Source organism: Rhodoferax sp. GT1R46, assembly GCF_056521285.1.
The window spans coordinates 169,454-183,628 of the sequence record NZ_JBWMBC010000007.1 but is presented as its reverse complement, the minus strand read 5'-3'; the positions used below and the strand labels follow the sequence as shown (position 1 = coordinate 183,628).

Genomic DNA, 14,175 nt, shown 5'->3' with positions numbered 1-14,175 from the left:
AAGGAGTCGTATCTGATAATTGGCCATGGATACACGATGGAAACCCAGTGTCACCGTAGCGACGGTCATCGAAAAAGAGGGCCGTTTTCTGCTGGTGGAAGAGCACACCCCTGAAGGTCTGCGCCTGAACAACCCCGCTGGCCACCTGGACCCTGGCGAGTCGCCCGCCCAGGGTTGCGCCCGCGAGACGCTGGAGGAGACTGCCTGGCACTTCACGCCCACGGCGTTGGTCGGCATTTATCTATCGCGCTTTCAGCGCGCGACCGAAGACATCACCTATTTGCGGTTTGCCTTTTGCGGCGAACTGGGCACCTTTGACCCCGATCGCACGCTGGACACCGGCATCGTGCGCGCCTTGTGGATGACACCCGACGAGGTTCGCCAAAGCGCTGCGCGCCACCGCAGCCCGCTGGTACTGCAGTGCATGGAGGACTATCTCAAAGGCCAGCGCTACCCGATGGCGCTCATCAACACCGACTCCAGTGTCTGGCCAGCTGACGTATTGCTATGAAAATAATAGCGGCTTGCGCAATAGTTACGGGGGCTAGAGCCCTAATTGGCACTCAGCACCGGGGCTCTGCACCCAGACTCCTTAAAATCACGCCATGAGTAAGCAACGTATCGTGGTGGGCCTGAGCGGGGGCGTGGATTCGGCGGTGACCGCCTATCTGTTGAAACAGCAAGGCCATGAGGTCGTCGGCATCTTCATGAAGAACTGGGAAGATGACGACAGCGATGACGAGAACAATAAGTACTGCTCGTCGAACATCGATTTCGTGGACGCTGCGGCCGTGGCAGACGTCATCGGCATTGAAATTGAACACGTCAACTTTGCCTCTGAGTACAAGGACCGTGTATTTGCCGAGTTTTTGCGCGAGTACCAGGCAGGGCGCACGCCCAACCCGGACATCCTGTGCAACGCCGAGATCAAGTTCAAGGCATTCCTGGACCACGCCATGCGACTGGGGGCGGAGAAGATTGCTACCGGCCATTACGCCCGTGTCCGTCAGAACCCCACCACCGGCCTGCACGAGTTGCTCAAAGGCCTGGACCCCGGCAAAGACCAGAGCTACTTCTTGCACCGCTTGAGCCAGGCGCAGCTTTCCAAAACGCTGTTCCCGGTGGGTGAATTGCACAAGACCGAGGTGCGCCGCATTGCCGAGGAAATGAAGCTGCCAAACGCCAAGAAGAAAGACTCCACCGGCATCTGCTTCATCGGCGAGAGGCCGTTTCGCGAGTTTTTGAACCGCTATATCGCCAAGGAGCCTGGCCCCATCAAAAACCCCAAAGGCCAGACCATTGGCCAGCATGTGGGGCTCAGCTTCTACACCCTGGGCCAGCGCCAAGGACTGGGCATTGGCGGCCTCAAAGCCAAAGGCGCACAAAAAGGAGGGGGGGAGCACGCACCCTGGTTCGTTGCACGCAAAGACATGCAGACCAACACCCTATGGGTCGTGCAGGGACATGAACATCCGTGGTTGCAATCACTGGACCTGCAGGCACAGGACGTGAGCTGGGTTGCCGGGGCGCCGCCCGGTGCGGGCACGCTCTCGGCCAAAACCCGCTACCGCCAAAACGACGCAGAGTGCCTGCTGCAAGACGCAATCCAAGACCGGTTCAGCCTGCATTTCACACAGTCACAATGGGCTGTCACGCCGGGACAGTCTGCCGTGCTGTATGACGGAGACGTTTGCCTGGGGGGTGGGGTAATTGCCTCAGCCCATGCGGGCGAGTAGGGTTTCCATGTCCTTGAGCATGTTGTCCAGATCGACTTTTTGCTCGGCGTCCGGGTTCATGCGGGCACTGAGCTCTTGCTCCATGAAACACACCGTCATGCGCAGATAGGTGCTGTCCAGGGCCTTGCGGACCGCTGAAAACTGCTGCCCGATCTTCAGACAACTTTCGCCCTCTTCCACCATGCGGTGAATGCCACGGATTTGGCCCTCCGCGCGGCGCAGACGGTTCAACACATCGGTTCGGGCTTGGGTATCGTTCAACACGGTCACGGGGCGGCTTTCATTGGTTTTTGCAATTTCGCCGTCCATTTTCGTTGCTATTCCCATAGTTGACCACCAGAAAGGTTGTTAGTCGGGTGCTACTTCAAACGTGCCTGCAGACTGTCGAAGACTTCAATCGTCACAGGAATTCCCAGCCCGACACTTTGGGTCACGGTGCAATAGGCTTCAAACTGGTCCAGTACACGGTCCAAGTGCGTGAGCGCCGCAGCGGGCACCCCCAAAGTGAGCACGGCGCGGATTTGCAACACGCGCATCCGGCCCTGCTCGTTACGTCCCACTTCCGCGTGCACGTCGCACTGCAGGGGCTCCGGCGCTTGCTTGAACTTGCGCAAGGCGAACAGCAGCGAATCAGACAGACAGCTTCCAACCGCTGCGGCAAGCAACTGCACAGGTGACGGGCCCAGCCCGCTGCCCAATGGCGCCGGCTCATCACCCAGGATGGAAGGTACCGACACCCCGAACTGGATGTCGAACTGGTAATCCTGCTTTTGCTGCAGGTGGACCTGAATGGCGGATTCGCTCATGGCTCGTCCGGTCTCAGTTAGCACAACCAATTTTTGACTCTGGCACACCCAGCTTTTTCAGGATGATGCCCAAAGGACAAAAATTGGTAAAGCCGGACTGGAACAGATTGACTCCCACAAAGGCTGTGAAAGCGAGCGCCCATTTGCTGAGAAAGAAGGGGCTGCCCTCAACGCCCAGTGCCAAAGAAATCATGATGAACAAACCGGCAAAAACAACGATGTAACGCTGAACAGTCATGGAAATACTCCTAAAGAAAAAACAAATTGAAAAGACAGAAAACTTACGATTTCGTTTTCTCGGCCAAGCGGACAATGCCCAAGGCTTTGAGAACATATTTTTCATAGACGGGCTCCGAGTTGCCCGTCTTGATCTTGCGCATGAAGTACTTCTCAAAGCCGATCTTGGCCAGATGGACCCACTTGCCCTTTTTGAACCAGTTCACATTGCGCGGGGGAATTTGTGGCAACGCCACAAATGCCGCGCCGGTGTCCCCCATGTCAGCGAGACAAATGGCATTCCAGGTGCCTTTGGCTTCGGCGGGTTTTCCGTTGAGCTCGTCCGCAATGTTGTGTGCAATGGCACCCACCATGCTTTCGATCATGTAGCCGGTTTTGGGTGTACCGGTCGCCACAGGCGTCACTTCCACCGGCGGAATGGCAACGCATACGCCAGCCGAGAAAATATTTCGGTACGCCTTGCTGCGCTGAAATTCATCAATCAGCACAAAGCCCCGTGGATTGCACAGATTGGGCACGGCGGCTACCGCATCCACCCCTTTGAACGCAGGCAGCATCATGGACAACTTGAACGCGACCTCATGCTCTTTGTAGACGGCGCCCAAGTCATCGAGCTGGGTTACAAACAACTTGCCTTCTTCGACGCGCGTGGTCTTGGCGTTGGTGATCCACTTCATGTCACGGTTGCGCATTTCGGACTCCAGCATCGATTTGCTGTCGCCTACGCCACCCAGACCCAAATGACCAATGTAGGGCTCGCTGGTCACATAGGTAATGGGCACCTTGTTGCGCAGCTTGCGCTTGCGCAAGTCGGTATCCAGAATGAATGCGAATTCGTACGCGGGGCCAAAGCAGCTTGCGCCCGGCATCGCGCCGATCACCACAGGGCCCGGGTTTTCCAGAAACTTCTCGTAATCCTTGAAGAATTCCTGCGCATGGTCCACGCTGCAAATGGAGTGGGTAAAACCACCGCCACCCGAGGCCAAGGGCCCGGCGCCCGGCACTTCGCTGAAGGAAAGTTTCGGGCCGGTGGTGATGACCAGGTAATCGTAGTCCAGTGTTGCCCCACCATCCAGCGTCACGCGGTTGGCGGGAGCATCAATACCCGTTACCGCTTTGGGCACAAAGTCTATGCCCTTCTTCGCAAGATACGGAGCAATTGGCAGGGTAATCTGCTCGCGTTCGCGCCAGCCCACGGCGAGCCAGGGATTGCTGGGTACGAACTGGAAGTAGTCGGTTGAGTTGACTACCGTCACGCGGTGTTCTTTTCCCAGAAGCTCGCGAATTTCGTAAGCAGCGGGCATGCCGCCAATACCTGCGCCAATGATGACGATGTGTGCCATGGTTTGTCTCCTTCAGTTAAGAGGTTATTAATTTGGGCTTTGCAAGAGAATGTTCGCGTCTGTGCGCGATTCCATACGGCGCCGGTACAAGGCGTAGTAGAGGACAGGAATGACCACCAGCGTGAGCACGGTCGATACCAAAATACCAAAAATGAGGGCGATGGCCAATCCGTTGAAGATCGGATCATCCAAGATGAAAAAGGCGCCAATCATGGCCGCCACGCCCGTCAGCACGATGGGTTGCGCACGCACCACCGCAGACTGCAATACCGCGGCCTTGAACGCCATTCCCTGACTCACCTGCAGCTCAATGAAGTCCACCAGCAAGATGGAGTTGCGCACAATGATTCCCGCCAGCGCAATCATGCCGATCATGCTGGTGGCCGTGAATTGCGCTCCGAGTAAAGCGTGCCCCGGCATCACTCCAATAAGCGTCAACGGAATCGGCGCCATGATCACCAAGGGCGCTAAGTAGCTGCGGAACTGGGCTACAACCAGCAGATAAATCAGAATCAGGCCCACACCGTAAGCGGCGCCCATGTCCCGGAAAGTCTCATAGGTGATTTGCCACTCGCCATCCCACTTGATGGCGTATTCCTGGTAGTGATTTCCGGGCTGCCGTATCCAGTATTCACCAGTCTTATCGCCACCGGGTTTGGCAGCATCCTTCAGAGTCGAGCGAATGGCAAACAGCCCATACAGGGGGGAGTCCAGCTTTCCGGCCATGTCGCCCATGACGTAGCTCACGCCCTGCAAGTCTTTGGTGTACAGGGGCTTGTCAATGATCCCGCGTTGCACCTGCACCAATTCCGACAAGGGGACCAGTTGACCGTTGGCCGCACGCATCGGCAACGCCAGAATGGCATCCAGCCCAACCTGACTTTCTGGTGGCAGCTGAATCCGCACGGGAATCGGGTATTTGGACTGCTGGTCATGCACATAGGCCGCATCGGTGCCCGACAAGGCCGATGACACGGTCTGGGCTATGGCGGCCACCGGAATCCCCAGTGATTCAGCGCGCTGACGTCGCACGCGCAAGAAGGCGCGCGGTGCGTCTTCCCGCAAGCTGGTATCGGTGCCAACAATGTCAGCGGTAGCGCCAAACGCGCTCGCTACCTGCAACGCAAGCTTCTGACGACCCGCTTCATCCGGCCCATAGATCTCCGCGACCAGAGGTGACATGACGGGTGGTCCGGGTGGTACTTCCACGACCTTGATCCGGCCATGGTGCCGCAGACCAATGGCTTCCAATTCCGGACGCAGCCTTTGTGCAATGGCATGGCTTTTCTCGCTACGGTGGTGTTTGTCCACCAGGTTCACCTGCACGTCCCCCTGCTCAACATCGGAGCGCAAATAGTATTGACGCACCAACCCATTGAAAGTGATGGGAGAGGCGGTTCCCGCATAAGCCTGAAGATCCCGCACTTCAGGCTGTTTGGCGAGAAATGCTCCCAGATCCTGCAAGGTTGCCGCGGTATCTTCCAGTGGGGTCCCCGCAGGCATATCCACCACCACCTGAAATTCGCTCTTGTTGTCAAAGGGCAGCATTTTGAGCACAACCCACTGCACCATCACCAAGCCTACGGACAGGAGGAGCGCAATGATGATGCCGCCCAGCAGCATCCAGCGCTTGCGTGCGCTGTCCAGCAGAGGCGTGAGAACCTTGCCGAAGAGCCGTTGTACTCTGGATTCTTTCACTGGCGCATCACCCTGAGAAGCAGGGCCGTGGCTGGCATGCCCCTGCTGGCGCATGAACTGCAAGGCCAGCCAAGGTGTCACCGTGAAGGCGATGGCCAGGGACAACGCCATGCCCAGGCTTGAGTTGATAGGAATGGGGCTCATGTAGGGCCCCATCAGACCGGACACAAAGGCCATGGGCAACAACGCAGCAATGACGGTCAACGTTGCCAGAATCGTGGGACCACCCACCTCGTCGACCGCGCGCGGGATGATGTCTTTAAGGGCCGCTTCGGGTGTGAGCTGCTGGTGTCGGTGGATATTTTCGACCACCACAATGGCGTCGTCCACCAGAATGCCGATTGAAAATATCAGCGCAAACAGTGAAACACGATTGAGCGTGAATCCCCAAGCCCATGACGCAAAGAGCGTCGCTGTCAATGTCAGGATCACTGCCGCACCAACGATCACCGCCTCGCGCCGACCCAGCGCAAACCCGACCAGCAAGATGACCGAGCCTGTAGCAAACGCCAGCTTCTGAATCAGCTTGTTGGCCTTTTCTGCGGCGGTCTCTCCATAGTCGCGCGTTACCGTTGCTTCAATGTTGGAGGGAATGACGGTGTTGCGCAGGGCCTGGAGCCGCGCCACCACGGCCCGCGACACATCAACCGCGTTCTCGCCCGGCTTTTTGGTCACGCTAATAGTGACGGCGGGGAAAGCTTGTCCAGTGGCGCGAGGCTCCACGGCAGTGGCAGCGGCACCCGCGTCCGTTGCGACTGGGGCGGCTCCCGGGGTAAACCACACATAGCGTTGGGCCTGCTGTGCGCCCGCTTCTATGTCAGCCACATCACGCAAGAACACCGGTTTTCCCTGGCTGGTGCCTACAATCAGGTCACCTACATCGGCCTCTGAGCGCAAAAATTCGCCCGCATCGACGGTCAGCATCTGGGAGCCCGCGTCTGCCTTGGTGCTTTCCAGGACGCTTCCGGCGGGCATGCCAAAGTTGGCTGCCGTTACTGTCTTCTTCAGGCTCAAGAGGTCCACACCCCGAGCGCGCAAGCGTACGGGGTCCACCACCACATGAATGGCCCGGCCCGGCCCCCCAATGGTTTGAACTTCCCGCACACCAGGAACGGCTTTGAACTCGGTCTCCATGGTGTGGGCAACGGTCTCCAGCCCAACCGCCGGCAATGCTTCTTTGCTCCAAAGAGTGACGGCTACCACCGGTACGTCGTCAATGCCCTTGGGCTTGACGATGGGCGTCAACGCACCCAGATCTTTGGGCAACCAGTCCTGATTGGCGTTCAGTACGTCATACAGGCGTACCAGCGCTTCCGTACGGGAAACGCCGACCTTGAACTGAACCGACAGCACCGCCAGACCGGGACGAGCCACTGAATAGGTGTGTTCTATGCCGGCGATCTGCCCCAGCAGCTGCTCTGCAGGGCGGGCAACCATGTTTTGTACGTCGGCACTGCTGGCTCCTGGAAAAGGAATCAGCACATTGGCCATGGTCACATTGATCTGCGGCTCTTCTTCACGGGGCGTGACCATCACCGCAAAAAGGCCGAGCAACATGGCCACCAGTGCCAGCAGCGGAGTCAGCGCGTTCGACTGAAATGCGGCGGCAATACGCCCCGAAACGCCCAAAGTCTGTTTTTCGTTCATGACGGACTCACTTTGCGGGTGCCGCTGGCATGGCATTGATAAAGCCCGCGCGAATGGGGTCCAGCGCAACGGACTCACCGGCCTTCACACCCGCCAGCACTTCCACACCCTCCTTGCCAAAATGGGCGCCCAGCCGCACAGCACGCAGGGAAAAGGCGCCGTTAGCCGCCACGTAGACCGCCGTCAGTTCACCGCGCCGGACAACGGCCGCCTCTGGCACCAGTAATTTGGAGGACGAATTTGGCTGGGCTTGTGAGAACCGGACGTTCACCTGTTGGCCCGGCATGAGATTGGCACTGTCCCGGGATGGCAATTCCAGACGCCATTCCGTCGTTTGCGAAACGGGATCTGCCGAGGGCACGGCACTGCGCGATACAGGAGCAATCCACTGCGCCTGATTCTGCGCACCATCGACTTGAATGAGTGTTTCGCTCGCCGCGCGAACCACCTGAATGCGCGACGCGGGCACCTGAACCACCACGCGCAATGGCAAAGGCGCGTACACAGTCACCAAAGGCTTTCCAGGTACCGCCAGATCACCAGCCTCCGCATGAGTCTGAAGAACCCAACCATCGTAGGGGGCACTCACCCGAGTAAAGCCCTGGGAAATACTGGACTGTCGGGCTGTAGCAGTTGCCTGATCCCGAACCGCAGCCGCGCCCTTGTACTGCGCATCAGCGGTATCCAGCGCCGCCTTGCTCACAAAGCCCTTGCTTTGCAAGTCTCGCGTGCGCTCCAGATTGGCCTGTGCGTTGCGCAGTTCGGCATCCGCCTGATTGATCTGGGCCTGGCTTTTTTGCATGCCCGCAGCAGCTTCGCGATCGTCGATCGTGGCCAGAACTTGTCCGGCGCGGACTTTGTCGCCCGCTTTTACGGAAATAGTGGCAATGCGTCCTGAGGCCTGCGCTGCAATCGTGCTCTGCTTGACCGCCTGCACAACGCCATCCAGTTCATAGGCCGAGCCTATTGCCCGGGATTGAACCAGGGAGGTCGGTACCGGCGTGGATTGCGCCAAGGCAGAGGCAACACAAAATGTAGCCGCCACCACAAACGAAGCTTTTCCGAAAAACCCGTACCCCAGCGAAAGGCCATCGTGATGCAGAACTGTCGTCTTCATATCTTCTCCTGTATACCCCGTGCAGTATACGATAATACTACATGGGGTATCAAGCGTGTTGATAAAACGCATGTTGCGTTGACGAACTTTCCGTCGATTGACGTCCTTGGCAAGCGGCAATAGCGAAATGCTACTATTTGCCAATTTAGTTAGTGCGCACCAAGTTCAGGCACGGACTCACCCACCATGAGCCAAAGACCCATGTTTCATGTTTTCCGCAATGCCGACGGCACCATTCAAACGGTGTCAAGAGAGCCGCAAGCAGATAGCGAATTGCTAAGCGAGGACGACCCGGAAGTTCAGCGCTTCTTCAGTTCCAAGTATTTGGAGCCGGCCTTCAATGCGGCGGATGCAGACTTTGTGCGGGTACTTGAGGACTTGATCGACACCCTCATCATGAAAAACGTGATTCGCCATACCGATCTGCCTGCCGCCGCGCAAACGAAACTGATGCTTCGAAAAGGTCTGCGCAACCGGGTCAAGGGTGCGTTGAATCTGCTGGGAGGGGACGAGCGAATTCTGTAAAAGGAGTCTGTCACCCAACCACTCAGCCAACGCCAGACGAACTGCATGCAGACAAACCAAAGCACGAACAAATCACCCCCGTGGCGAGTGGGGGAGCACAGCGCCCACTTTGACCCGCTTCTTGACTGCGTAGTCGCGATAGCGAGAATTTACGGAATCACGACAACACAAGAATCCTTGTCCGCCGGGTTGCCGCTGGAAAGCAACTTGATCACCCCCAGCCTGCTGCCACGTGCTGCGGCTCGTGCTGGCCTGACGGCCAAGCTGGCGCGTCGTTCTCTGACGGACCTGCGCCCGGGCCTGCTGCCCGTCATTCTCCTGCTCAAGGAAAATCAGGCCTGTATTTTGCTGGAGTGGATGGACACCGGGGATGCCCGTGTGCGCTTCCCTGAAAATGGCGAGTCTTCAGATGTATTGACCAAAGAGGAACTGGAGGGTCTTTACGCCGGCATCGTTTTCTTTATTCGACCGGTTTTCAACTTTGATCCACGGACACCGGATACGGGTCACGTGAAATCGCGGCACTGGTTCTGGAGTGTCGTATTCCAGAATTGGCGCCTGTATCGGGACAGCCTGTTGGCCGCTCTGCTGATCAATCTCTTTGCGCTGGTAATGCCGATGTTCTCCATGACGGTCTATGACCGCGTGGTCCCCAACCGCGCGGAAGAAACGCTCTGGGTTCTGGCCGTGGGCGTGTTGCTGATGATGGTCTTCGACACACTGCTCAGGATTCTGCGCTCCTACATTCTCGACACCGCGGGAAAACGCATTGACGTAACGCTCTCCGCCCGAATCATGGAACGCGTTCTGGGGCTCGGAATGGTTGACCGCCCGGCTTCCGTCGGGTCGTTTGCCGCCAACCTGCGAGCGTTTGAGTCCGTGCGGGACTTTGTCGCATCGGCAACGATCACGGCACTGGTAGATATCCCATTTGTCTTTGTGTTCTTTTTTGTCATTGCGTGGATTTCGCCCTGGCTTGCAGTGCCTCCACTTTTGTGCATTCTGCTTTTGATCTTGGTGTCTCTGGTTGTTCAGCAAAAAATGCAGGAGCTGGTCGACATAACCCAACGTGCTTCATCGCAGCGCAATGCCACGCTGGTCGAGAGCCTGGTCGGCATAGAAACTATCAAGTTCATGGTGGCAGAGAGCAGTTTTCAACGGCGATGGGAGCAGTCCACGGTCTTTCTTGCCCAAAACGGAACCAAACTTAAATTACTCTCCTCGGCGACGATGAGCACGGTGCAAATGTTGCAGCAGTTGGTATCGGTGACTGTCGTGATCGTCGGCGTTTACCTGCTCATAGACAACCAGGTCAGCATGGGTGGAATTATCGCGGCGTCCATGCTGGCAGGCAGAGCCATGGCGCCCTTTGGCCAGGTTGCCGGCCTTCTGCTGCAGTATCACAACGCAAAAAGCGGCCTGGCGTCGATCGAGAAGCACATGCAGACGAAGCCAGAGCGTGCAGAGGATTCCGCGTTTCTTCACCGAAACGGGTTTCAAGGCACTATTGAGTTCAAAGACGTCAGCTTTTCCTATCCCGGACAACAGCAGTCCGTATTGAGCAATGTGTCGTTCAAGATCACTGCCGGCGAGAAAGTGGCGTTTATTGGCCGCGTTGGATCGGGCAAATCGACCATTCAGCGGCTGATACTGGGGCTTTACAAGCCCACCGAAGGGGCAATCCTGATTGATGGCATTGATCTGAGACAAATTGACCCTGCCGAACTGCGCAGGGCCGCAGGGTTTGTCTCCCAGGATGTCAGCTTGTTTTACGGCACGCTCAAGGAAAACATTGCCTTGGGTGCCCCCTTTGCAGACGACCAGGACGTGATTGCCGCCGCGGAGGTTGCAGGGGTCACTGAGTTTGCCAATCGGAACCCACGCGGATTTGACATGTTGATTGGTGAGCGGGGGGAGTCCCTCTCCGGCGGACAAAGACAGGCAGTGGGCATTGCACGCGCGGTTCTGAACGATGCGCCTATCTTGTTACTGGATGAGCCCAGTAGCGCAATGGACCACCAAAGCGAGGATATTCTGAAGGCACGCCTGCGACGCTTTACGACCAGCAAGACGGTGATTTTGGTGACGCATCGCACGTCGTTGCTTGAGCTGGTTGACCGGTTGATCGTGATTGATAACGGCCAGATCATGGCTGATGGACCTAAAGCACAGGTAGTCGAAGCCCTGCAAAGCGGCAGAATTGGCAGGGCTGCCTGATGGAGGAAAAAATCAAAAGGTCAAAGCGCCTGTCCGCGGCTTGGAACACGGTCTACCAACGATGCTCGGGATGGATGGATTGGGTGATGCAGGCCCTTGCGGGCAAGCACACGGAACTGGACGGCGATTTCGATGCCAACGCGGATTGGGCTATCGCCGAGCAGACGCCTGAAGGTGCGCGTATTTTGGCATGGCTGAGCGTTGCTGCTGTGCTTGTGCTACTTCTTTGGTCCGCGTTCGCGGTACTGGACGAGGTTACGCGTGGTGAAGGCAAGGTGATTCCTTCTAGGCAGGTGCAAGTCATGCAAAGCCTGGACGGCGGTATCGTTTCAGAGATATTGGTTAAAGAGGGCCAAAGTGTCAAAGTGGGTGACCTCTTGCTGAAGGTAGATCCCACACGAATGGTGTCTTCCTTGCGGGAAAACCGATCACAATACCTCTCGTTGCTGGCGAAAGCGGCACGGCTACGGGCACTCGCTGAGGGATCGCGTTTCTTGCCACCCGATGAAGTGACGAAGGAAGCACCTGAGATCGTTGAGCAAGAACGTGCACTTTACGAATCCAGGCGTGCCGAGCTTGATGCAACCATAGGGGTCGCAAGGCAACAGTCGTCCCAACGGTCACAAGAACTAATATCGATCCGCGCCAAGCGCGAGCAGGCGGCCCAGAGCTACAACCTGACCGCTCGTGAACTGGAGATGACACGTCCCCTTGCCAAAACTGGTGCCATTTCCGATGTCGAATTGTTGCGATTGGAGCGAGACGTCGCACGGTATCGGGGTGAACGTGACAGTGCAAACGCGGATATTCCAAGACTGGAGTCTGCCGTTGCCGAGTCAGCGCGAAAGATTCAGGAAATTGAGCTGACGTTCCGCAACATCGCGCGATCAGAGTTGAGCGAAGCCAACGCAAAACTCAATGCACTCTCTGAAGGTAGCACTGCTTTGGAAGACCGGGTAAAGCAAACCGAAATTCGCTCGCCAGTCAACGGCACGGTCAAGCAACTCAAAGTGAATACTGTCGGTGGCGTAGTCCAGCCTGGACGAGACTTGATTGAGGTTGTTCCATCGGACGACGCGTTGTTGCTTGAGGCACGGGTGTTGCCACGGGATATTGCCTTTTTGCGGCCAGGCCAGAAGGCTTTGGTGAAGTTCACCGCCTATGATTTCGCGACCTACGGCGGTCTTGAGGCAACGCTGGAACACATCAGTGCGGACACGGTAGTTGACGAGAAAGGCAACGCCTTTTTTCTGGTTCGGGTACGCACCCTTTCCAATAGCATTGGGGCCCAGAATTTCCCCATCATCCCAGGCATGGTTGCTGAAGTCGACATCCTTACCGGAAAAAAGTCAGTACTCGCTTACTTGATGAAACCGATACTGCGGGCAAAAGCGAAGGCAATGACAGAGCGATGAAGAGCGCGCCAAAATTAGTTTTGGTTAGTCAAGACGAGGGGCTGATTGCGCACTGGCAACGTGCTTTGGGCAGGAAATCCTTAGTTGTTGAATCCACTTTTTCAGACTATTCCAGCGCTGAGCGAATGCATGGCACAGCCGCTTGGATTGATCTGTCAGGACCAAACATACCAGCCTGGAACGATGCAACGTGGCATTCTGTCTGCAAAATAGGCGGGGGCCGGATAATCGCAGCGAGTTCCAATCCGAACGACAAAGACGCCATTGAGGCCTTAGATGCTGGCTGTGTGGCTTATTGCCACGCTTTCTCAGATGGATCGACTCTCAAGCAAATCCAGCAAGTTGTTGATGCCGGGCACGTATGGATTGGAAAAACCTTGATGCAACGCTTGCTCCAGAACGTCAATCAAGTCGTTTCATCCAAACGTGAACCGGACTCCAGTTGGAGTGGAGAGCTTACCCAACGAGAGCGGGAAATTGCGACTTTGGCTGCCAACGGTGCCTCCAACAACGCAATTTCAATCGACTGCAATATTTCTGAAAGAACCGTCAAAGCCCACTTAAGTGCTGTTTTCAGCAAACTGAACATCACAGACCGCCTGCAACTTGCACTCCGTGTGCACGGAATCAACTGAGAGGAAAACACACTCGCACCCTGTACTTGAGGCCAATAGCCCAAAGTCAGCGGATTCTCTACAGTCAGCCAATATTCCCTTGCTGTACTTTAAAGAATCCCCATGGCTACCAATCAAATATCTGCTCAGGCGCGTGGCGTTGTCGTAATTTTGCAGGGAAAAGCCTGGCTTATCGATGCTGAAGGCAACCGAAAACCGCTTAGTGTTGGCGATGAAGTGCAAGAGGGACAGCAAGTTGTCACGGAAGAAGGCACTCGCCTTGAGCTAGCCCTGCCAAATGGACAGCCGTTGCTTGTTGCATCAGGGCGTGAACTATTGATAGATGCCAGTCTGCTGGGTACAGACAGCACAGACAAGTCAGAAGCTTCGCTGCAAGACTTGAACAGCGGAACTTCCCAGCTTGCCAAAATTATTGGCGCAGGTGGTGATCTCTCTGCTGAACTGGATCCCACGGCTGCTGGTCTGGAAGGTGGCGGAGCCAGTGACTCACACAGCTTTGTGAGGGTGATGCGTATTGAAGAACAACTTTCACCCTTGTCGATTGCGCAGGGTGGAGACCAGGGCGATAGAAGTCCGCAGGATTTCGAACGTACAGTAGCCGGCAACACCAGCGCCCCAGGCAGCGACGCCGCCGCAGTCGACATAGGAAATATTCCCGCCGTCCTCTCCTCGGCCACCGTCGCCCTGACCGAGACCAATGCGCCTCTCACCGCCAGCGGCACGCTGACCATCACCGATGTCGACAGCGCCGCCACCTTTGTGCCCGCCACCCTCACCGGTACCTACGGCAGCCTGGCCA

General features: G+C 56.8%; 13 protein-coding genes. 7 read left to right on the top strand and 6 right to left on the bottom strand.

All coding sequences use genetic code 11. The features are described 5' to 3' along the window. Positions 1–25: 25 nt before the first annotated feature. The gene (locus tag AC097W_RS15765) at positions 26–511 is read left to right on the top strand and encodes an NUDIX hydrolase (RefSeq protein ID WP_479603570.1); all 486 of its coding nucleotides are present in this window, start codon (positions 26–28) and stop codon (positions 509–511) included. A 94-nt stretch (positions 512–605) separates the two neighbouring features. Continuing rightward, on the top strand, positions 606–1,736 hold the full coding sequence (gene mnmA / locus AC097W_RS15760; protein WP_479603569.1) for a tRNA 2-thiouridine(34) synthase MnmA: 1,131 nt from the start codon (positions 606–608) through the stop codon (positions 1,734–1,736). On the opposite strand, the gene AC097W_RS15755 is transcribed toward mnmA, so the two are convergent. Genes AC097W_RS15755 through AC097W_RS15730 form a run of 6 tightly spaced genes read right to left on the bottom strand, consistent with a single transcriptional unit; the run spans position 1,716 to position 8,584 of the window. Continuing rightward, the gene (locus AC097W_RS15755) at positions 1,716–2,045 is read right to left on the bottom strand and encodes a metal-sensing transcriptional repressor (RefSeq protein WP_479603568.1); all 330 of its coding nucleotides are present in this window, start codon (positions 2,043–2,045) and stop codon (positions 1,716–1,718) included. The genes mnmA and AC097W_RS15755 overlap by 21 nt on opposite strands. A gap of 50 nt (positions 2,046–2,095) precedes the next feature. Then, entirely contained in the window at positions 2,096–2,542 is a 447-nt protein-coding gene (locus tag AC097W_RS15750) for an OsmC family protein (protein WP_479603567.1), read from the bottom strand. A 13-nt stretch (positions 2,543–2,555) separates the two neighbouring features. Next, the gene (locus tag AC097W_RS15745) at positions 2,556–2,780 is read right to left on the bottom strand and encodes a YgaP family membrane protein (protein ID WP_413857127.1); all 225 of its coding nucleotides are present in this window, start codon (positions 2,778–2,780) and stop codon (positions 2,556–2,558) included. 43 nt (positions 2,781–2,823) lie between these two features. After that, positions 2,824–4,122: an NAD(P)/FAD-dependent oxidoreductase gene (locus tag AC097W_RS15740; protein ID WP_479603566.1), complete on the bottom strand. Its 1,299-nt coding sequence runs from the start codon at positions 4,120–4,122 to the stop codon at positions 2,824–2,826. A gap of 27 nt (positions 4,123–4,149) precedes the next feature. Then, positions 4,150–7,467 carry an efflux RND transporter permease subunit gene (locus AC097W_RS15735; protein ID WP_479603565.1) on the bottom strand — a complete coding sequence of 1,106 codons (3,318 nt, stop codon included), beginning with the start codon at positions 7,465–7,467 and terminating at the stop codon, positions 4,150–4,152. 7 nt (positions 7,468–7,474) lie between these two features. After that, entirely contained in the window at positions 7,475–8,584 is a 1,110-nt protein-coding gene (locus tag AC097W_RS15730; protein WP_479603564.1) for an efflux RND transporter periplasmic adaptor subunit, read from the bottom strand. A gap of 186 nt (positions 8,585–8,770) precedes the next feature. Here AC097W_RS15730 and AC097W_RS15725 point away from each other — a divergent pair, with 186 nt between their 5' ends. The 5 genes from AC097W_RS15725 to AC097W_RS15705 form a co-directional block, all read left to right on the top strand. Further along, complete coding sequence (locus AC097W_RS15725) at positions 8,771–9,109, top strand: hypothetical protein (protein ID WP_479603563.1); 339 nt, start codon at positions 8,771–8,773, stop codon at positions 9,107–9,109. Positions 9,110–9,154: 45 nt separating this feature from the next. Then, entirely contained in the window at positions 9,155–11,326 is a 2,172-nt protein-coding gene (locus AC097W_RS15720) for a type I secretion system permease/ATPase (protein ID WP_479603562.1), read from the top strand. Then, positions 11,326–12,741: an HlyD family type I secretion periplasmic adaptor subunit gene (locus tag AC097W_RS15715; protein ID WP_479603561.1), complete on the top strand. Its 1,416-nt coding sequence runs from the start codon at positions 11,326–11,328 to the stop codon at positions 12,739–12,741. Before AC097W_RS15720 ends, AC097W_RS15715 begins: the two co-directional genes overlap by 1 nt. Then, the gene (locus AC097W_RS15710) at positions 12,738–13,376 is read left to right on the top strand and encodes a response regulator transcription factor (protein ID WP_479603560.1); all 639 of its coding nucleotides are present in this window, start codon (positions 12,738–12,740) and stop codon (positions 13,374–13,376) included. The genes AC097W_RS15715 and AC097W_RS15710 overlap by 4 nt, the downstream gene beginning before the upstream one ends. A gap of 102 nt (positions 13,377–13,478) precedes the next feature. After that, on the top strand, positions 13,479–14,175 hold a 697-nt coding region (locus AC097W_RS15705; protein ID WP_479603559.1), incomplete at its 3' end, for a retention module-containing protein.